18 protein-coding genes are annotated in these 19,219 nt (G+C 52.3%); 8 read left to right on the forward strand and 10 right to left on the reverse strand.

Going from position 1 to position 19,219, the window contains the following annotated elements; genetic code table 11:
* The first annotated feature begins 92 nt into the window (after window positions 1-92).
* Together H6853_00560 and H6853_00565 are read left to right on the forward strand one after the other, a co-directional pair.
* Window positions 93-2,585 (forward strand): SLBB domain-containing protein, encoded by a 2,493-nt coding sequence (locus tag H6853_00560; GenBank protein USO03811.1) that lies wholly within the window; start codon window positions 93-95, stop codon window positions 2,583-2,585.
* A complete protein-coding gene (locus H6853_00565; GenBank protein ID USO03812.1) occupies window positions 2,578-3,336 on the forward strand; it encodes a glycosyltransferase in 759 nt (252 codons plus the stop codon). Before H6853_00560 ends, H6853_00565 begins: the two co-directional genes overlap by 8 nt.
* Here H6853_00565 and H6853_00570 read toward each other — a convergent pair.
* The 5 genes from H6853_00570 to H6853_00590 form a co-directional block, all read right to left on the reverse strand.
* Window positions 3,236-4,111 (reverse strand): glycosyltransferase family 2 protein, encoded by an 876-nt coding sequence (locus H6853_00570; protein ID USO03813.1) that lies wholly within the window; start codon window positions 4,109-4,111, stop codon window positions 3,236-3,238. The two genes, H6853_00565 and H6853_00570, sit on opposite strands and share 101 nt — an antisense overlap.
* On the reverse strand, window positions 4,104-4,934 hold the full coding sequence (locus tag H6853_00575) for a hypothetical protein (GenBank protein ID USO03814.1): 831 nt from the start codon (window positions 4,932-4,934) through the stop codon (window positions 4,104-4,106). Before H6853_00575 ends, H6853_00570 begins: the two co-directional genes overlap by 8 nt.
* Complete coding sequence (locus H6853_00580) at window positions 4,931-6,121, reverse strand: glycosyltransferase family 4 protein (GenBank protein USO03815.1); 1,191 nt, start codon at window positions 6,119-6,121, stop codon at window positions 4,931-4,933. The genes H6853_00575 and H6853_00580 overlap by 4 nt, the downstream gene beginning before the upstream one ends.
* Before the next feature lie 6 nt (window positions 6,122-6,127).
* The gene (locus H6853_00585; protein ID USO03816.1) at window positions 6,128-7,321 is read right to left on the reverse strand and encodes a hypothetical protein; all 1,194 of its coding nucleotides are present in this window, start codon (window positions 7,319-7,321) and stop codon (window positions 6,128-6,130) included.
* 74 nt (window positions 7,322-7,395) lie between these two features.
* Entirely contained in the window at window positions 7,396-7,923 is a 528-nt protein-coding gene (locus tag H6853_00590; protein USO03817.1) for a hypothetical protein, read from the reverse strand.
* Between the two features lie 214 nt (window positions 7,924-8,137).
* Here H6853_00590 and H6853_00595 point away from each other — a divergent pair, with 214 nt between their 5' ends.
* The gene (locus tag H6853_00595) at window positions 8,138-8,788 is read left to right on the forward strand and encodes a hypothetical protein (GenBank protein ID USO03818.1); all 651 of its coding nucleotides are present in this window, start codon (window positions 8,138-8,140) and stop codon (window positions 8,786-8,788) included.
* Window positions 8,789-8,875: 87 nt separating this feature from the next.
* A complete protein-coding gene (locus H6853_00600; protein USO03819.1) occupies window positions 8,876-9,625 on the forward strand; it encodes a rhomboid family intramembrane serine protease in 750 nt (249 codons plus the stop codon).
* Window positions 9,626-9,635: 10 nt separating this feature from the next.
* Here the strand turns inward: H6853_00600 and H6853_00605 are convergent, their stop codons facing one another.
* From H6853_00605 to hemC, 4 genes are read right to left on the reverse strand one after another with little or no spacing between them, the layout of a single operon-like run.
* Window positions 9,636-11,000: a heme biosynthesis protein HemY gene (locus tag H6853_00605; protein USO03820.1), complete on the reverse strand. Its 1,365-nt coding sequence runs from the start codon at window positions 10,998-11,000 to the stop codon at window positions 9,636-9,638.
* Window positions 11,001-11,040: 40 nt separating this feature from the next.
* Entirely contained in the window at window positions 11,041-12,741 is a 1,701-nt protein-coding gene (locus H6853_00610; protein ID USO03821.1) for a hypothetical protein, read from the reverse strand.
* Window positions 12,734-13,459 (reverse strand): uroporphyrinogen-III synthase, encoded by a 726-nt coding sequence (locus H6853_00615; GenBank protein ID USO03822.1) that lies wholly within the window; start codon window positions 13,457-13,459, stop codon window positions 12,734-12,736. The genes H6853_00610 and H6853_00615 overlap by 8 nt, the downstream gene beginning before the upstream one ends.
* Window positions 13,456-14,391 (reverse strand): hydroxymethylbilane synthase, encoded by a 936-nt coding sequence (hemC, locus tag H6853_00620; protein USO03823.1) that lies wholly within the window; start codon window positions 14,389-14,391, stop codon window positions 13,456-13,458. The genes H6853_00615 and hemC overlap by 4 nt, the downstream gene beginning before the upstream one ends.
* A gap of 78 nt (window positions 14,392-14,469) precedes the next feature.
* Here hemC and H6853_00625 point away from each other — a divergent pair, with 78 nt between their 5' ends.
* Genes H6853_00625 through H6853_00635 form a run of 3 tightly spaced genes read left to right on the forward strand, consistent with a single transcriptional unit; the run spans window position 14,470 to window position 17,298 of the window.
* Complete coding sequence (locus H6853_00625) at window positions 14,470-15,171, forward strand: FkbM family methyltransferase (GenBank protein USO03824.1); 702 nt, start codon at window positions 14,470-14,472, stop codon at window positions 15,169-15,171.
* Entirely contained in the window at window positions 15,168-16,262 is a 1,095-nt protein-coding gene (gene tsaD / locus H6853_00630; GenBank protein USO03825.1) for a tRNA (adenosine(37)-N6)-threonylcarbamoyltransferase complex transferase subunit TsaD, read from the forward strand. Before H6853_00625 ends, tsaD begins: the two co-directional genes overlap by 4 nt.
* 43 nt (window positions 16,263-16,305) lie before the next feature.
* Window positions 16,306-17,298: an NAD(P)-dependent glycerol-3-phosphate dehydrogenase gene (locus tag H6853_00635; GenBank protein USO03826.1), complete on the forward strand. Its 993-nt coding sequence runs from the start codon at window positions 16,306-16,308 to the stop codon at window positions 17,296-17,298.
* A gap of 54 nt (window positions 17,299-17,352) precedes the next feature.
* On the opposite strand, the gene H6853_00640 is transcribed toward H6853_00635, so the two are convergent.
* Window positions 17,353-18,510, reverse strand: a complete 1,158-nt coding sequence (locus H6853_00640; protein USO03827.1) for a hypothetical protein — start codon at window positions 18,508-18,510, stop codon at window positions 17,353-17,355.
* Between the two features lie 293 nt (window positions 18,511-18,803).
* Between H6853_00640 and H6853_00645 the strand changes: the two genes are divergently transcribed.
* Window positions 18,804-19,214 (forward strand): EVE domain-containing protein, encoded by a 411-nt coding sequence (locus H6853_00645; protein ID USO03828.1) that lies wholly within the window; start codon window positions 18,804-18,806, stop codon window positions 19,212-19,214.
* Window positions 19,215-19,219: the final 5 nt, after the last annotated feature.

Here is a 19,219-nt window from a genome sequence, read left to right on the forward strand (position 1 = left end):
TTTGCAAGACAGAAGGAGGCATATTAAGGGATTCACAGAAAGCTCATACGCCTGTATATTAAAAGGCGCATTGATTTTCTTGGGTTTGAATCATGTTTTGTCTTATCAGGAGCGCTGTCCCTTTTTTTCTGACAATCTCCTTTATCTTTGTTTTGTTCTCTCCCGCACGCGCCGACCCCCTGACCAGCGCGCCGGTTGTGCCGTGGGAGGAAGAAAATGCCGAGGATTCTGCAACAAATAACGCCATAGGGACGGAAGAGATTTCCCCGCGCCGCCTGTCTTTAAAAGACCTGGAAGACTTCACAGAAGAAAAATTCAACTTCTCCCCGCTGGAAGATATCTATTCGGGCCGAATTGTCGATGAACTGCATCAATATGGGTACGACTTGTTTTCCAATACGGACGAGCCGCCGGAAAATAAAATTCCCGTCGGCACGGTGCAGGACGATTATGTTTTAAGCACCGGCGACAAACTGGAAGTTATTCTGCGCGGACAAGTCAGCCGCCGCAGCATATATGACGTAAACTCGCAAGGCTTTATCGTTATCGAAGATTTTGCCCCTCTTTTCGCCGCAGGAAAAACGCTTGGAAATATCCGCAGCGCTTTGGAAGATGCCGCAGCGCAAATGCACAACACGCAGGTTTTTGTCTCCCTGTCCGGCGTGCGGCAAATCAGCGTATCGGTCATCGGCCATGTGATAGCACCCGGACGCAAAAACCTGACCGCCTTTCACAGCGCCCTTGATGCGCTGAGCGCCGCAAAGGGAATCAAAAAAACAGGGTCGTTGCGCCGGATTAAACTTGTCCGCAAAGGACGCTCTTACCCGATTGATCTCTACAATCTTTTGATGAGCAACAGCTCCGGAGCGGACAAACTTCTTCAGGACGGCGACAGGATTATCGTCCCGCCCATCGGCCCCACAGCGGCTATCTCCGGCGCGGTCAAACGCGCAGGCATTTATGAACTCGTCAAAGGCGAGAAGCTAAACCGGACACAAATGCTGGGGCTAGCAGGCGGCGTTCTGACCCCGGGGAACAACCGCTATGTGAAACTGGAAGTTACGAAAGAGGGCGAAGAAACCGTGCAGGATATAGAAACATCGGTGGACAGGCTTTTTGGAGACGGCAGCATCCTTATGGTCGCGCAAGCCGAAAAAAAACGCACGCGTGACGTCACATTGTCCGGCCACACACGCCAGCCCGGCGCACATGATATTAAAAAAGCAAAATCCCTTTCAGACCTCATTAAAGACGAAAAAATTCTTGGAAATGATATTTACCCGCTTATCGGAGTCATTGAACGCCGGGACGCAAACCAGCTCACGAAAACTCTTCTGGAATTTTCCCCGCGTCAGGTTTTGCAAAAAACGTTCGACCGCCGCCTCAATGAAGGGGATATCGTTCACCTCTTCTCCATGATGCAAATTCAAAATATTGAAAACGCAAAGGAAACGGACCGGCAACCGCTTTTACATGAAGCTTCCCTTCAACATGAAGCACCGCAAAAAAAAGACGACACTTTCATTAAAGATCCTTTGATAAATTCTTACCTGCGGGAACGCTCTGCATTCGTCCGCGGATCGGTCCGGCGTCCCGGCGCCTATCCCGTTGCCGGAAACACCACGCTGGATTCCGTTCTGGCTGTGGCAGGCGGCACAACGCTGGAAGCCAACACCTCCAACATCGAGGTCACATCCCGCCTGACCGGCAAAGACCATCAAGCGCAAGGGCGCAGCGGCATACGCAGGATCACCGTCAATTTTCACGATGACAATCCGGCGGATGTTCTCATCGGTCCGGGCGATACGGTGCGGGTAAACCAGAAATACCAGCGCGTGGAAGACCAGAGCGTAACCATTTTGGGCGAAGTCAATCATCCGGGCCGTTATGACCTGATGGCCGGCGACACCATGCTCAGCCTTCTGGAGCGCGCAGGCGGCATCACCCTGCAGGGCTATCCTGACGGCGCGATTTTCAGCCGCGCCAGCGAACGCAAGCGGGAACAAAACCGTTATCGGGCGCAGGCACAGGATCTGGAACTCAAACTCGCAAGCAGCCTGCAGAATCTGGACAAGGACAAAAAACCGGACATGGCGCAAATCAGCGCCGTGCAGGGACTCGTCACCCAGCTGAAAGGCGCCAAAGCGGTGGGCCGCATCACGGTCGAGGCCGATCCCGGCTCTCTCAAAGCCGACCACGAACAGGACATTCTTCTGGAGGCCGGGGACCGGATTTATATTCCCAAACGTCCGTTAAATGTCCGTGTCGCCGGCGAAGTCCTTTCGCCCGCCGCACTACAGTTCCGCAAAGGAAAATCCCCAGGCGATTATATCCGTGAAGCCGGCGGCACGACCTATTACGCGGATAAAGAGCGCGCTTTCGTCGTCTACCCGGACGGCAGCGCGCAGCCTTTGCAAGTCAGCGCGTGGTCCCATCAGGCGAATTTCATTCCGCCCGGCTCCACCATTGTCGTACCGCGCGATCCGGAACCCTTTAATTTTCTCGAAGGCGCCGAGCGCATCAGCCAGATCTTCGCCAATCTCGCCATATCTGGCCTTTATATAGACGCCATCGGCGATGACTAAGCCTCTTTTTTCTGTCATTACGATTACACTGGATAACCTGGAAGGACTAAAGCGCACGCATGAAAGCCTGCAAGGACAAAGCACCGGGAATTACGAATGGATTGTGATTGACGGCGGCTCGCAAGACGGCTCAAAGGAATATCTGCCACATACCAACTCGCTCTGGATCAGCGAGCCGGACCATGGAATTTACGAGGCCATGAACAAGGGGATAGAGCGCACCCGGGGCTCTTACCTGATTTTCATGAATGCCGGGGACCAGTTTGCCGCGCCGGACACCCTTGAAAAAATACAACCGGCCATCGCGGAAACAAAACCAGATTTCATCTACGGCGATGCCCTGGAAGAGAATTTTTACAAATATTCCCGTCCCCACAAAAAAACATGGCAGGGCATGTTTACGCATCATCAGGCCATGCTCTACCGGCGAACCGCCCTCGGAGATCTGCGTTATGATTTGCGGTATAAAATCGCAGCCGATTACGATTTTACAATCAGGTTTTTACAGCGCGCTGAAAACATTTTGTACTGCCCTTTTCCGATCTGCCTGTTTGAAAACGGCGGAATTTCACAACTGGAAGCATTGCGGGGACGCCGTGAACAATTTTACATCCGTAAAGAAGCCGGACAAAACCTTCCGGGAAATATTTTTATTTTTGCGGCACAGACGCTAAATCTGTTTCTGCGCCGAAAATGCCCGCGCCTTTACCGGTTTTTGAAAATGCGGCAGCGACAAGCCGGTAATACATAAAGCGCGAACGGGCAAATTCAAATCCTGCCGCTCCATCCAGAAATCCGATCTTTAAAAAATAGGAATGCGCAAAGGCGGTAACGGCCCTCAGGGGCATTTTTCTAAAGAGCGTTTTAATACCCTGACGAAAAACGGAAGGATCTTCAGGGTAAGCGCTCCGGCGAATCATCTGCGCCTCCCAGTATGCATAGCGTTTATGCCGGGCTTCCCAGCCTTCCCTGTCTTCATACGCGTAATGCAGCAGGCTTTTCCGAAGCTGCCCCGTTTTTTCACCCCGATGTGCTTCTTTTAAAACAGGCTGATAATGCCCCTCCATCTCCCCCATGCCGGAAATATCCAGATCGTCCACGACCGGAAACTCTATTTTCCGGCGGTCGAACAATGCCAGTTTATTATTCTTCAACCCGAAACGAAGCGGCTCCCCTTTCCACACATAGCGGCCTTTGACAAAATATCCGGCCATCGAAAAATCAAGCTGCCGGATCTCGCCGGCAAGTTCCTTCGTTACCACCTCATCCGCATCCACAAAGAAAATAAAGTCGTGTTTTAAATTGAGCCTGTTCAAACAATCCTGCCGCTTTTTGGGATATGCTCCGTTCCATCGATAGTCAATAACGCCTACCCCGAAACTGCGGGCGGCCTCCACCGTCCCGTCACGGCTGCCGGAATCGATCACGATAACCTCATCAAAATCTTCCAGCGCAGCCAGACAACGCGGAAGATTTTTCGCTTCGTTCAATGTCGTCACAAGAACGCTGACGGGAATTTTATTCATGCACCCGCGCCTGTCTTGCGGACCAGACCAGAAAACCTAAAAATACTCCCGCCAGAAACGCCGCCGGAAGGACAAGCTCCGCCCTGGGCCAGTCCGGACGCGATCCGCTTGCGGAAGGCTCCACGATAATAGCGGCATAAGGCTCATCCAGATTTGCCAGCATCTGAACATATTCCTGCTGCATCAGAAGGTCTGTGATGCCTTTCCGGTGATCGGGATTTTGCGTTCTGGAGAGCGACTTTTCCAGATAGTCAATCCGCGCCTGAGACTGGCGGCGGCGATCCCGGCGAATCATTTGATCCGCAACCAGATGAATTTTGCGAAGAAGCGCCGCCGCAAAATCGGGATCGGGATGACGATAAGACATACGGCGCAGCGGTGTCGCCCCAATCGGCTCTATTTTGACGGTCCTTTTGAAATATTCGGACAGCTCGGCCGCATTCCAATGCCGGGCATGATACCGCCAGCTTCCGTCCCGGCGGATACCGCTTAAAACGTTTTTATCTTTTAACAGAATTTCCGCCGCCATGCCGCCGCGCGCCGTATGGATAAAACGGTAAAAATCCGTTGAAACGCCTTCGGCTTCCGCAGGCCGCCAGAAAGGAAGGGAAATCGAGCGATCCGCCGAAAGTGAAGACGCATAATCCCCGAGCGCGTACCCGTCCGCAGGCGCAATAATCATTTCCGCCTTATAGGCCGGCGTGACGATGCGTAAAAAAGCGACGCCGAAAAGAACACAGATCAGGGCACCGAACATCACATAATATTTCGCGCACCAAAAACTTTGTAACAGATCTCCCAATGTCGGCTCTGCCCGGCTCATAAGGCCACCACGTCTTCAGCCCGTTTCAGCCACGTGCGAATCGAGGCTTCCGGGGAAAAAACTTCTCCGGCTCCGGCGGCACATTCCTGCGCCCGAAACCATTCTTCTCCATCATTCCTGTATTTTATAATGGCCTGCGCCAATTCGGCTCCTTTTCCGGGCGGGACACTCATCCCCACACCAAAACTTTTAATAACGGCTGCGATCTCGGTATCCTCCGGCCCAATATAGACAACAGGCCGCTGTACCGCCAGTGCGGAATAGAATTTGCACGGCACCAGCATTCCGGCGGATTGCGAACGCATGGAAACCAGGTGCACGTCTGCGCTTTCCATCAGGGCGCGTAGATTTTCGAGAGGCTGCCAGGGCAGGAGTTTTATGTTCGCAAGACCCATACGCTCCCGCTCGCGGGCCAATATCTCATATCGGGGCCCCATGCCGGCAAAGACAAATTCGATTTCCGGATGATCGCTCAAAAGGGAAGCCGCTTCCAAAACAGGTTTTACCGGATGCATGCGCCCAAGATTTCCGGCATAGAGGACACGGAATTTCCGGTTTTCATCCCGCCTTAAATTTTTCTTCGGGCCCTGCGGCGGCGCAGAACGCTGCCCTTCCATATAAAGCTCGAAATCAGCCCAGTTTGGAATGACAGAGAGACGGGACGCCTCGACACCCAGCGCCTCTATTCTTTTTGCCATACAGCGCCCGATCACAACAATGCCGTCACAAGACTTCATGGAACGGCGGGACAGCCGGTGCATCAAAGACACAAGAAAGGCCGGAAGTTTTACACCCATCGCCGAAAATAAATCCGGATAAAGGTCCTGACACCAGTGAATATGCCTGCTGCCCTTCAGTTTCGCATACAGACGGCCAAGTACAATTAACAAAGGAGGATCCGTCAAACTCACCACCAGATCCCGCCGCGCGAGTCTCAGCGCAGCGAAAAACAGGCGCAGCCAAACGCCTGTATAGGAAAGTGCTCCCTTCATACGAAGCGGTGCTTTAATCCGGCGCACAAGGACACCTTCCTCCATCGTCTGGACGGTTTTTTCTCCCGTTGTCAGAACCGTAACCGACCACCCGTCCGCAGCGAAACTGCGGGCCAGATCGTGCAATATCCGCCCGCTGGCCCCGCGGACAGGGGGATAAACACGATTGATAAAAAGGACTGAAGGCTTGGCCATTAAAATTTACACAGCAGTCTTGGCGGGTATGGATAAAAGCGAAGAGCCCGGCTTTGCTCCTGCAATATAAATCAAAAGCAAAATCAGGCCAAAATCCAGCGATTTATGCGAAGCATAAAGAAAAACGGGGATCAAAAGCGGCCAAAGCAAAGAAAACCCCAGTGATACGTCTTCCACAAAAACCGCATAAAGCCTCCTGAAAACCGTTCCCAGGTAAATCAGGGTCAGAGACAATCCGGCCAATCCTGTTTTCAAAAACATGTAAGTCAAAAGACTGTGTGTAAAATTCACGCTTATCCCTCCTACAGCCGGAGAAGCAAACTCGGCCCCCCACCCCAGACCGAAGAGGACGGACCCAAAAGACCCGCTCACAGAGGTCACAACGGCCCGCGCCTCCTGAAGCCGCATATTCAGACCAACTTGCGCCGTTTTCAGACTGACGCTGTGAAATGCTTCCTGCAAAAACGGCAGCGTAAGAAAGATGACAACGATCAGGACAAACACCGGAAACAAAGAACGCAAAGGCGACCGGACAAAAGACACAGACACAAGAGCACATGCCGTTAACAAGGTTGCCCCCAGGGTTGCCCGCTGAACGTCCAGCAGCATGGAAGACAACAAAATAAACAGCGCAGCCCCCGCCAGACCCGCCCAAAACAAGTTCCGCAGGGCGGGTCCTTTATGCAGGATTTCAAAAACCTTTCCGAAAAGGAAAAGGGCCGCAAACAAAACCAGTGGCGAATTGGCCAGATATAACAGCTCCTGGGAAGGCGCCATATAACCGTAAAAAGGCCCCAGCGCCCGCAACGCGAAGACCACCCCCGCACCGGCCAGCGCCCATTCAAAAAATTTCATGTAAGCGGCTTTTTCGGAAATCAAATCCGTAAAGAAAAGAGGAAGGGTTAAAAAGAAAAATGCCGCCATATCCCGCAGAATTAACGTCAGTTCCGCCCCCTTTCCTACCCCTATGGCAAAGGGAACCAAAAGGCCGAAAAGGAAAAGACTGCGAAGCCATAAAAAGCGGGAGCCATTTATTTTTATAATTTCAAACGCCGCAGGAACGCCTGCGGCCAAAAGAAGCGCCGCGCCGACGACAACTTCCCAAACGCCCGGATGATCCGGCGTTGAAGAACCGAAAAGAGCATAAAGACACAACGCCATAAGCAGACAAAAAAACCGCAAGGCGTCTATACCGGCCATAAAACCCCCAAAAAATCCGTTACGCCCGAAGCCTAACGGAAAGAAGATTTCATGCCAATTGGAATATAGAGCTTTTAGGGTACGGAGTTAAAAATACGGCGGGGCTTTTCGATATCCCGCGGCCGACCCTTATAAACAAGGTTTTTCTTTGTCGTTTGTGCCGGAGCTTCTTCGGTCTTTGCTTCTTCCTGCTGAAGACGGTTTAAATACTCCTGTTCTTCCTCCTCTTTCCTTTCCTCGGAATCATAACTCATGAAGCTGCCTCTCGCGGCCTTTTCCTGCTCGGCATATTGCGCCGCCTGCTCTGCCCGGAATTTTCGAACGTCCTCCATTGTAATCTCGCTGGAATCGAGGCTGCCGGCACCGTAAGGATTATATCCTGTTCCTTTGTAACTATATTCGTACCCCGTGGTGCTGCGTCCCTCGACAATCTGGTTCAGGGAAAGGGGATTGCCGCCCCCCGAAACGGAAGACCCGTTATAGATCGCCCTGCCTCCGGAGCCGGAACTGCTGCCGGAACTGTTATACAAAGGGCGCTCCTGCGCCTGCGCACCGGACGCCAAAACACAAAACACCGACAAAATGACAAAACCGAAACGCATCCGCAAAAATCCTTATCTTATCCAAATGCACCTTTTTCATTGTAGCAGGCACAGTGGAAATTCTCAAAGTCCTGAGATGCGGCAGGGAAATATATAATTTCCAGAATAAATTTTAATGCTTTAACGCTTCTTTAAGCTTTTATGACCATGATGGATTTGCAATTTCGTAAAATACTAGGGCACAATGCCTGTAGAGAAAAGGGAGCGAGTAAAAATGAAAGTCGATATTCAGGATCTTATCGGAAGCGCAGGCATCAAGGAGCCTGTCTATCCGGGTAAAAAACTGGTCAGGAAATATCCTATTTCAGGTGACCATAAGAGTCACTGCGTTGTTTTTGACTGGCATGACTCCGATCTTTTCCATGTTGAACTGAAAGCGGGCCTGAGCGGAAAAACGCTCGATCCTGCAGACCTGCATGCCTATCCCGTCAGCTATCAGGCCCGCACTTACCTTGATATCGCTATCAGGGAAGGTGAGGATGAAGACGAAGGGGAAGAAGGCTCGAAAGGAAAGTCCGGTGGCGGCGGTAAAAAGCCGGCGGCAAAAAAGCCTGAAGAGCAGGAAGTTTCCCTCAGTGCCTTCGATAAGGTGACGGAAGGAAAGATTCCTGAAACGGGAACGATCGAAAAATTTGTCGTGATGGGGAAAGAACTGGCAAAAGAAGCTTTTTCGACCGCTTTTGAAAACCTCAAACAGCAGCTTGGGCAAGCGAAGGTCATGGCCATGGATATTATGAAAGGCGTTGCCAATATCGTCAAAGCAACCCCCGGCGGTGGGCTGGAAGCCAGAGGAGATGAAAGCGTCAAATATAAATATGATGCGGAAAAAACGGCCGGAATGTTTGGCGGCATGGCCCCAAGCTAATCCTTACCACAATGTTATTCCTTCATGAAGATTTCAGCGGCCCCAAAAAGCCGCTGATTTTTTTACAAAAGCAACTATACTTGAGCGATGGAAGATTCCCCGGAAAATGGAAAAGGAAGCGCGAACGACAAAAGCAATGTCGTGCAAATGCCAACCCTGGCGCAGCGCGACAAAATGCGCCGCGAAGCAGAAGAAGCAGAGAGAAAGCTTGAAAAAAAAGAACGCGGGCCGCAGGAACCCCTGATAAACCTGCCGCCTGCCACCAAAATCCTTTTAGGACTCCTGATCGCCGTTCATGTCCTGGTGCACCTCGTTTTGCCTCCTCAGATGCTTGAGTGGGTTTTCCTGCATCTGGCCTTTATCCCAGGCCGCTTCACAGGGGCGGCCCCCTTTGAACCAATCTCCCTTGTCACCCCCCTTACACATATGGCCCTGCACGGAAGCTGGCTCCATATCGGGATGAACGGTGTCATGCTTATGGCGTTTGGCAGCGGAGTCGAACGCTGGATGGGAAGCAAAAGAATGGTTCTTTTCTTTGTGCTGTGCGGCCTGTCCGGCATTGCGGCACATTTTATCATCAACCCTTTGTCCCCCTATCCGGTTGTCGGCGCTTCGGGCGGTTTAAGCGGTTTGTTTGCCGCCGCCCTTGTCATGATTAACAAAAGCCGCGGCAATATAGGGGGGCGTTTTGGAATCATGCCCTTCGTCCTTTTATGGATTGGCATTTCCGCTCTTTTCGGCGTAATGGGAAGCCCCGATGGCGGCAATATCGCCTGGGCCGCGCATATAGGCGGATTCCTCGGCGGCTTTGTTATCCTGAAATTTATGAAGCTTTAGAGCGCCCGCCCTAAGCAGCTTCAATCATTAAAGACTCAATTGAAGACGGAGAGGAAAGCCTTTCCCCCTCCCGGCGCGCCATGGGATAGCCCCAGACAATCGTATTGAAAGAATCGTGAGGCCGCGCCAGCGGTGACCAGCGTTCGTAAACGATACCCGTTTCCCTGCATGTCCAGACCTTCGAAGGCGGCGCTTCGCTTATCTTTTCAAGCCACTCACGCACCGCATCTTCATTCCGGCTCGTTTCCAGTTCGACCTTGGCCATTAATTTATAAAGCGCTGCGGAAGGTTCCAGCCGCAAAGCGATAATGAGATAAGCTTTGGCCTCGCCCCAGAGTCCTTCCTCAATCGCCGTTTGCGCGGCGGAAAACTGCCCCAGAGCGCTATCGGGATTTAAGGCCACAAGCCTTTCATACCACTGCATCCGGCGCAAAGAATCCTTTTTCTTATTGGCCGGCTCCAACTGTTTCCAAAGCGGCAAAAGATCAGGATGCGGATTTTCGCGCCATATTTTTTCAATGAGAGATACGGCCTTACGGCGTCTTTTCTTATGAACATATTTTTCAGCCAGGCGAACAACCGCCGGCACAAAGAAAGGATCAAGCGCATATGCCTTTTCCAGACAGCGCATCATAGGGCGTTTACGGCCTTCCAGTTCTTCCGCTTCACTGCGCAAAACAAGAAGTGCAATTTCGTCGCTGCGCGCTTTCTCCCTGTCTATTCCTTTGTAGCGGACCGCTTTTTTTAATGTTTTTTCCGCCGCTTCCCACAAATGATTTCTAATTTCAAGATCGTAAACGGTTTTGAGAATCCAGCCCTGCTTCGGATGTGCCGATTCAGCCTTGTGAGCATACTCCAGTGCCCGGCCGATTTCCCCCGCATCCAATGCGGATTTCAAAAGCCCTCTTATGCCGAAGAAAGCCGCATCTTCATCTTCCAGCAGCGCCTCAAAAGACCGGCGTGCGGCGCCCTCTTCCCCGCGCAGCCGCGCCGCCTGCGCCTCCAGCAAAAGAGGCAGGCCATGATCGTCCGGCAACAAAGCCCGGCTTTGTTTTGAGAACTGCGTGGCCTTTTTCGCGTCTCCGGCGGCAACGGACACAAACCCTTTCGTCAAAGCGCGATATCCGCGCCGCCTTGCGCTTTCTTCGTGAAACCCCACAATCCGTCTAGGAATGGAAACAAGCGCGCCCAGCACGCGAAAAAAGAAGAGCACAACGAGCACAAAGACCACAAGGATAAGGAGAAAAATACCCGCCTGAAGACTGATATGGTAGTCCATCCATTCTATCGCAATGGAGCCGGGGCGCGCCGCAAGCCAGAGCGCCGCCGCGACGACGAGCGCAATCTGGACAAAAAACCACATAGCCCGAAGCATACTCTTTTCCCTTCTTTGTCTTCTTTAAAACCGGACGAAACTAGGGCTGGCCAGCGGAGAATCCTTTAAACCCTTTTTGCCGCGGTAAAACTGTCACGCCGGATTCTTCATCTTTGATGACGCCCTGCTCCTGATGCAGCCCTTCGGGCACAACCTCTTTCAGCGTGCCCTTAATATTGTTTAAATCCAAACCTTCTGCGGAAGGCAGAGCCGGCGCGCCTTTACCCGAAACCTTGCCAAGACTGGAGAGAATCATATTTTGCAGCATATCCTGCACCTGACCGGACAAAAGCGTCGTCTGCGCCTGCTCGATGAAAGGCTGCGCTGTCTCCGACGCTTCGCCGTCCAGCGTCTGAAGCTGGGCAATGGCCCCTTCGACATCCCCCTGATCGAGAAGAGCCTGCGCGCGTGCAACCGCTTTTTGCGAGGAAGTGCCCCCGACAATTTCTCCGCCTTTTTCAACTTTAAAAACATTCACAAAGCGCGCTTTGGCCTTGTCCATGACAGAAACATCCTCCCCTTTGAGAGAGGAAATCACGATATCTCCGGCCAAAGACTTAAATTCATTGGATAAGCCCTCCGGCGTGAGCACACCGCCATTGGCGTATGGCGCCAGTTGTGTCAAAGAGGCCTGCAATTCCTGATTGTCTTCCCCCGCCAGCTTTTGGAGAATGACGAGATCTTCTTCAAACGGCGCCTCACGGTTCAAAGAATCCCGCAATTTTGAAAAAGCGATCAGCATGGCAGCGGCTTTAAGTTCGTCAGCGGAAACCCCTTCCATGGTTTTTCCCAGCGCGCCGTCTTCCCCCTGCGCCTGCACCAGTTTTTCTTCCAGCGTCCCGACACGCCCCCCCATGCCGGAGACAATCTCGCCCAGCTCGCTCATGGCCGCGCCGAGAGCCTCCTGCCCGGAGACCGTTTGTTCAAGCTTACGAATACGCTCGATCATATTTCCGATATTCTCAGATCCCGTTAAATCAACAACCTGTGCTTCCAGTTTTTCCAGACGTGCAGAGAGAGAGCCCCCTTCTTCCGAAAAAACAGTTTCCTGAATCGCGTCCGCTTTTTGTGAAAGCTGCTGCACATTTTCCTGCAGGTTACGCGCCTGCGTTTGAAGGGAATCCAGTTTTTCTTGCATGTCTTCGGGCACAAGATCCTTCAAAAAAGAAGCGCGGCGGTTTACGTCGCGCACCTCTTGCCCCAGAGTATCGACCTCGCCCTCCAGAGAGGCAATCTGGCTGCCCTGCGCATCAATTTTCTTGGCACTGGGCCAGAAAAGAAGGGCGCCTCCGATCAAAGCGACCCCCAAAAGAGCCGCCGTTGACCAAATACTCGTCTGGATCATTTTGTCCGTTTTTTTCTGAATTTCCGCCATCAATTCATCCCGCGTTTTATACTCTTCTCCGGAAACGTGTGAGGCCGTGGACGCAGCAGGCTTATGCTGTTTGGGGGGCTGCATCTCTTGTGTCGGCATTGTCTGCTTTTCTCCCTGTATTTTTTCCTTCGGCTGGTTTTCGTTGGCAATTGAATCCTCTTCCAGCACCCCTTCCAGGTCAATATTATTTTCCTGCGCCGCCTCCAGAATTTGCTCGCGCCGCCCTGCCGGGATCACATCGCGCTTTTTCCAGCCCTGTACCGTTGTAACCGGCACGTCTATTTTATGCGCCATCGGACGAATGCCGCCAAAGCGTTCGATAATTTTTTCTGCGTTTTGTAGAGATTTCGTCTCGTTGCTACTCATTTTCTTCTTTTTCCCCATAGACCCGGCCCAAAAGAGCGATCATTTCACCCCGCTCCGGCATATTGCAAACATACGTCTTCTCCCAAGACAATACGGAAAGGGACTTTAGCACCTCATCGCTTAGACACAAAGCTTTTATGCCGCCTGCCAGATCGCCCTTTCCCGCCTCCAGCAGAATATCGACGAAAGTGCAGGCCGTACGCGCCGAAAAAAAGAGGACGGCGTCCACCTCTCCCGCCGCCAGCTTTTTCCACAAAGATTCCGTGATTTTTTTTGATTTTTCAGACAGATAGACACAAACCTCCTCTATCTCCATCTCCGGTAAAAGAGGAAGAAGGGGCCGCGCCACATGCTGCCCGCGTACATAAAGGATTGTCCCGGGATTGTCCTTTTTTAAAAGATCCGCCAGCGCCTTCACATTCCCGCCGCCGCAGCGCACATCCTGAAAACCTGAGACGGAAGCCTCCTCTTTTGTACGGTTTCCAACGACATAAACGGGCAAATCGCGCCGGGAGCTCAAAGGACAAAAAGCACGAACCCCGTTGGCGCTCGTAAAGACAAGCGCCTGATATGCAGACAAATCCGGCAAATCCACGGGGAGATTTTTAACGGTCAGCATCGGCTCTATAAAGGGCACAAAACCTTTTTGGGAAAGCTCCTGCGCCAGAGCTTCCGACGCAGGGCCCGGACGGGTCAGCAGGATCGTCGGGCCGCTCATGAGAAAATATCCGGCGGCGTTTTATTTTTAAGACGCAAACCCAATCCCCGTCCCAATAAAACGGCTTCCTCCGGCGTCTGGACGCTCCCGCGGCTTTCCTCTCGATAAATGGCGGCCCCGTTCTTCTCCGCCACAAGAGCGCGGAGATACAGTTCATCCTTTTCAAAAACGCCGTAAGCGCCGATCGGCGTGTGGCAGGACCCGTCCAGAACCTTGAGGACTTCCCGTTCGGCAAGCGAGCACAAGCCGGTCTTTGCGCAATGGAGCGGCGCGAGGATATCATGCATGAAACTGTCGTCCTGCCGGATTTCAATCCCGACCGTTCCCTGCCCGCAGGCAGGCAACATGTCTTCTATTTCGACCGGCGCCGCAATCTCTTCTTCCAGACCGAGGCGTTTCAGCCCTGCCATGGCCAGAAGCGTTGCATCTACCTGCCCCTTTTTCATTTTTTCAATGCGTGTACCGACATTTCCGCGCAAGGGAACAATATTTAAATCCGGCCTTTTCGCCAAAAGGAGCGCCTGCCGCCGCAAAGAAGATGTCCCGATCACGGCCCCCTCCGGCAGCGCCTCAAGGGAAGGGAAAGAAGCGCTTAAAAAAGCATCCCTCGGGTCTTCCCGCTCCATAAAGCAGGCAAGCGCCAGCCCCTCCGGCAAAAAAGAATCCATGTCCTTGAGCGAATGAACGCCGCAATCCACGGCGCCGTCCAAAAGCGCCTTTTCAATTTCCTTGGCAAAAAGCCCTTTGCCGCCGCCTACTTCGGACAGGCGTGTTTCGCCGTCTTCGGGCTTCCAGTCCCCGGAAGTGAGGATTTCAACAATTTCAACCTGCAAACCGGGATGGGCCGTCTTTAAGGCCACCTCGGCCCTGCGGGCCTGCACAAGCGCGAGTTTCGACCCTCTTGTGCCGATTTTGACTTTTCTTTTGTTCATCCCTCATTTTGTAGGCGCTTTACAGCCTAAAGAAAAGATGGAATGACTGTGAACAGCCAATAAAAAGAGGAAAAAAGGATGCGCCTGTTTCAAAAAAAGAAAACCGTCTATGCCGATGTCAAGGCCGAAGACATCCGTCTGGCTGCCTTGCTGGATCACCATAAAATAGACACGGTTCTGGATATCGGTGCAAATCTGGGACAATATGCCACGCGCCTGCGTCAATCCGGTTTTACAGGCCGGATTGTCTCTTTCGAACCTTTAAGAAAAAACCACAGCGTTCTTCAGTCGATCAGCACACATGACCCCAAATGGGATATCGCCGCCCCCATGGCCGTTGGCGAAGAAAACGGCCAGATCGAAATCAATGTCTCGCAAAACCACGAAATGAGTTCCATTTTACCGCTGGAGGCAAACACGCTCACCGCTCTGCCCAAATCGAAATATATCGGCACGGAGAAGGTGAGTATCCAAACGCTGGACAGCCTTCTGGATGAATATACCGACGAAAAGGAAAAACTTTTTATCAAAGCCGACACGCAGGGCTATGAATTTTCCGTCCTGAAAGGCGCAGCCGAAAGTATAAAGAAAAATAAAATTTCAGGCTGGCAACTGGAGCTGTCCCTGCTGCCTCTTTATGGCGGAGAACCCACAGCGGAGGCCCTTATGAAATGGCTCAAAGACCGCTGCTTCGAACCGCATTTTGTGCTCCCCGGCTATTTCAGCAAAAAACTGATGCGCCAGCTTCAAATCGATATCGTCTTTTTCAAAGCTTCATGAACACGCCTGTAAAAATTCTGGGAATTGAAACCTCGTGCGATGAAACGGCCGTCGCGGTCGTCAATGACCGGCGGGAAATCCTGTCGCATCTGGTCCTGAGTCAGATCAAGGAACATGAAGTCTTTGGCGGCGTAGTGCCGGAAATCGCCGCGCGGGCACATCTGGATCACCTTGATGCGCTTATTAAAGGGGCAATGCGCGATGCAAGAATCGACTTTCACGACCTCGATGGCGTTGCCGCCACTTGCGGACCGGGCCTGATCGGCGGCGTGATGGTCGGCATGATGGCCGGAAAAGCCATTGCCGCCGCACACAACCTGCCTTTTATCGCCGTCAACCATCTGGAAGCGCATGTGTTAACGCCCCGCTTAAGCGATAATATAGACTTCCCCTATCTGGTATTGCTGGTATCGGGCGGACACACACAGCTTCTGGTCGCGGAAAGCCTTGGCGTCTACCGGAGATGGGGCACAACGCTGGACGATGCGCTGGGCGAGTGTTTCGATAAATCCGCCAAGCTGATGGGGCTGCCCTATCCCGGCGGCCCGAATCTGGAACGCGCCGCCAGTCAATGTAAAAACCCGCAAAAAGCGGTAGAACGCTTTCCCTTGCCGCGCCCGATGACCGACCGCAGCGGCTGTGATTTTTCCTTTTCCGGCCTTAAAACAGCCGTGCGCAACCATGTCCGAAAGCTTCCCAAGGGCCCGCTCCAAATGGACGATATTGCCGACCTGGCCTGCGCGTTTCAGACAAGCGTCGCAGAAATCCTTACAAGCCGCTGCCAAAACGCTATTTTGAGATTTCAGGATGAATACAAAGAAAAGGCAAAAGAAGCCGCCTTCGTCATTTGCGGCGGCGTTGCAGCGAATTTGGCCGTCAGAAACGCATTGAAAGACTTGACGAAAGCCTCCGGGACCGCTTTTATTGCACCGCCGCGAGAATTATGTTCCGACAACGGAGCCATGATTGCCTGGGTGGGAATCGAAAAGAAAAACCAAAATAAAACCGATCCCCTCGACATCGCGGCCAGACCGCGTTGGCCCCTTGACCCGGCAGCAGAACCACAAACAGGTGGCGGTGTGAAGGCTTGAAAGAAAAGGTCTGAAACAAAAAAACAAGAAGAGGGTGGGTTTTATGAAGAAAATCGGGATTATCGGCGCAGGCGCCTGGGGCACGGCCCTCGCACAAAACTTATCGTCTTTGGGCCGCGACGTTACGCTCTGGGTCCGGGAAGCCGAAACGCTTTCCGCGATTAACCAGAAGCATGAAAACGTCCCCTTCCTTCCCGGAATCAAGCTCAATGAAAATATCGTCGCAACAGATAGCCTTCATTTGACGGCGCAAAGCGATATACTTCTCATTGTGACCCCCGCGCAGCATACGCGCTCTACTCTTTTATCCCTCAAACGCGATATAAACGAAGGCCAGCCGCTCGTTCTTTGTTCCAAGGGCATCGAGATTGAAACCGGGCATCTTATGTCGCGCGTCGCCGAAGAGGTTTTGCCCGGCTCTCCGCTCGCCGTTCTCACCGGCCCGACTTTTGCCAAGGAGATCGCCCGGGGCCTGCCCGGCGCCGTGACAATCGGAACAAAAGACAAAGAGCTGGGAAAAGCACTCGTTGAGGCATTGGGAAGCCCGAGACTGAGAACCTATTTAACGGATGACGTCGTCGGCGCGCAAATCGGCGGGGCCGTTAAAAATGTGATCGCCATCGCCTGCGGCGTCATCCACGGACGCAGCATGGGAGAAAGCGCCCGCGCCGCCCTGATTACACGCGGCCTGACGGAAATAGGGCGTCTGGCATCCGCCATGGGGGCCAGAAAGGAAACATTGATGGGGATGTGCGGCATCGGTGATTTAATCCTGACCTGCTCGTCCATGCAGTCCCGCAACTTTTCACTCGGCGTCCAAATTGGCGAAGGCAAACCGCTGAAGGATATTCTGGACAGCCGCAGCGCCGTCACCGAAGGGGTCAGCACCGCCCATGCCCTACAGGTCATGGCTAGAAACCACGCCGTCGACATGCCGATTTCCAGCGCCGTCAATGATTGCCTCAATGAAGGAAAGAGCATTCAGGACACGATCGAGCACGTCCTCAAACGCCCCTTGCGGGCGGAAAATATTTAAAACGCCGCCCGGTAAAACAAAACAAGCCCGCTAAGGGCTTGCTTCATGTTTGACTTACGAAATACAGTTTCTTAGCCGGACGTGCGTAAGGCCAGGCACCGTCACAAATAAACGTCCGCCGGCCTGAACATCTCTTTTGTCTACTGTCCTTTTCTCACCGCTGGTGTCATTGCGTACCGTCGCGAACCGTGAGGTCAAACTATCGCCTCCCTGACTGGCGACATAATACTCCCGGCCACCGAGATTGCTTTCCTGCAACGTTTCATCCGCAGGAGCTTCCAGAGCCAACGCCGGCTTTTGAGCACCTGCGGCAGCTTTAAATTTGCCTGCCGCAAACTGTTCCCAATCCTTGTCTGTTGCCAAACGAAATTCCATGCCTTTTAACTCAGGACTTTTGGCGCATTTTTTATTCAATCGATCACGATAACTGATCACAGAATCGCATGACCCTGTCAGTTCTTTGCCCTTGGCAAAATCCGGACGGCCCTCGCCTATACGCTCTTTTGCCGGTTTGATGCCGGGAAACAACTCCGGACTCATTAGTTCTATCTGGCCGTTTTGTTTGTTCCAGTCAACATAAGTGTAACCTTTCAGAAACAACAAATCCGGTGCGTTTTTCTGTAGTTCTTCTTGCGTAAAAACATGCCCTATTTCAAAAGCGCCCGGCGTGACGGAGGAAACCGCCGGTTCCTCCTTAACAAGTGCTACGTCCACGAATTTTGCAGATTCTTTCAGTGCCGCCGCAGCGTCTGTCATTTTCTGCGCCCTGGCTTCTGCTATGCGTTCTTCAAACCCATCTACAAAGGAACCGGCACGATCGATATCTATAACTTTTTTGGCCCCGACAACACCCACTTCGGCACTGGCAGCACTCACCAAAAGACCGTTTTCCGGGTGCGCCACGAGTAATGCGTCAGCCCCTATACGAATATTGCACGGGTTCCCCGCCAGGTCCACGTTAACAGCCATGGGAACAAAGGCCCTCTGAGGTTCCGTTCTCTTTGAAAAAGCGTTTTTGGTGCTGAGTTTCTCAGAGTCATCATAATCGGTTATCACTTTTTTGGCATTCAATACCGCAACCGTTCCGCCATGCGCTTCCACCAGAATACGCCCTTCAGGAATGAAGGTGACGTTAAAAGCGTCTTTTGAAGCGTCTTTTATAGAAAAGCGAAGCGCCCGATCTCTCTCCGTCTGAATCGTTGTCGTTCCCATCCTCTGTTCCTTTATCCTTATAACTCTTAAATACCGTTTACCTTTGCTCTCTTTTGGTTTCTGTCTCTTGAGAGACCGCCTGAGAGCGCCGCCTCATGTTCCTGCCTTACCCCACCGGAGCTCGCACTTCCTTAACAAAAGGTTAAAGGGTTATATAATAATATTATGTAATATGCAAGCCTTTTGTTTACATAAAATAAAAAGCTTACCGACTTTTTCACGCTTTTTCTGCTATAGTGCGTCCGAAGTCCTGAAAAAACCTCGTCCAGATAGAAAAATATACAGGAAAAACAATGAATTACTGGCTTGTTAAATCCGAACCCTATAAATGGTCGTGGGACCAGCAAAAGGAAAAAGGCGCGTGCCGCTGGATGAAACCTGTGCGGAATTATCAGGCACGCAATAACCTTAAACTGATGGAAAAAGGCGATCGGGCCTTTTTCTACCATTCCAATGAGGGCAAGGAAATTGTCGGCATTCTTGAAATCATGAGGGAACACTATCCCGATCCGCTGGATGAAACGGGAAAATTTGTCACCGTCGATGTGGCCCCCCTCAAAGATTTTTCCACCCCCGTGAGCCTGACCGATATCAAAGGGCATGAAGATCTGGCCGGGATGTCTTTTATCCGCCAGTCCCGCCTGTCGGTTTCACCCGTCACGGAAAAAGAATGGAATGCGATTTTAAAAATGGGCGGGCTTTAACCGAA

It is taken from the genome of Rhodospirillales bacterium (genome assembly GCA_023898765.1).
Classification (GTDB): domain Bacteria; phylum Pseudomonadota; class Alphaproteobacteria; order Micavibrionales; family Micavibrionaceae.

Bases quoted from the DNA above. Each gene is read 5' to 3' on its own strand.
- tsaD (USO03825.1), top strand. From the start codon at position 15,168: ATGAACACGCCTGTAAAAATTCTGGGAATTGAAACCTCGTGCGATGAA.
- H6853_00570 (USO03813.1), bottom strand. From the start codon at position 4,111: ATGAATAAAATTCCCGTCAGCGTTCTTGTGACGACATTGAACGAAGCG.
- H6853_00645 (USO03828.1), top strand. From the start codon at position 18,804: ATGAATTACTGGCTTGTTAAATCCGAACCCTATAAATGGTCGTGGGAC.
- H6853_00640 (USO03827.1), bottom strand. From the start codon at position 18,510: ATGGGAACGACAACGATTCAGACGGAGAGAGATCGGGCGCTTCGCTTT.
- hemC (USO03823.1), bottom strand. From the start codon at position 14,391: ATGAACAAAAGAAAAGTCAAAATCGGCACAAGAGGGTCGAAACTCGCG.
- H6853_00595 (USO03818.1), top strand. From the start codon at position 8,138: ATGAAAGTCGATATTCAGGATCTTATCGGAAGCGCAGGCATCAAGGAG.
- H6853_00560 (USO03811.1), top strand. From the start codon at position 93: ATGTTTTGTCTTATCAGGAGCGCTGTCCCTTTTTTTCTGACAATCTCC.
- H6853_00590 (USO03817.1), bottom strand. From the start codon at position 7,923: ATGCGTTTCGGTTTTGTCATTTTGTCGGTGTTTTGTGTTTTGGCGTCC.
- H6853_00580 (USO03815.1), bottom strand. From the start codon at position 6,121: ATGGCCAAGCCTTCAGTCCTTTTTATCAATCGTGTTTATCCCCCTGTC.
- H6853_00605 (USO03820.1), bottom strand. From the start codon at position 11,000: ATGCTTCGGGCTATGTGGTTTTTTGTCCAGATTGCGCTCGTCGTCGCG.
- H6853_00635 (USO03826.1), top strand. From the start codon at position 16,306: ATGAAGAAAATCGGGATTATCGGCGCAGGCGCCTGGGGCACGGCCCTC.
- H6853_00575 (USO03814.1), bottom strand. From the start codon at position 4,934: ATGAGCCGGGCAGAGCCGACATTGGGAGATCTGTTACAAAGTTTTTGG.
- H6853_00600 (USO03819.1), top strand. From the start codon at position 8,876: ATGGAAGATTCCCCGGAAAATGGAAAAGGAAGCGCGAACGACAAAAGC.
- H6853_00625 (USO03824.1), top strand. From the start codon at position 14,470: ATGCGCCTGTTTCAAAAAAAGAAAACCGTCTATGCCGATGTCAAGGCC.
- H6853_00585 (USO03816.1), bottom strand. From the start codon at position 7,321: ATGGCCGGTATAGACGCCTTGCGGTTTTTTTGTCTGCTTATGGCGTTG.
- H6853_00610 (USO03821.1), bottom strand. From the start codon at position 12,741: ATGAGTAGCAACGAGACGAAATCTCTACAAAACGCAGAAAAAATTATC.
- H6853_00565 (USO03812.1), top strand. From the start codon at position 2,578: ATGACTAAGCCTCTTTTTTCTGTCATTACGATTACACTGGATAACCTG.
- H6853_00615 (USO03822.1), bottom strand. From the start codon at position 13,459: ATGAGCGGCCCGACGATCCTGCTGACCCGTCCGGGCCCTGCGTCGGAA.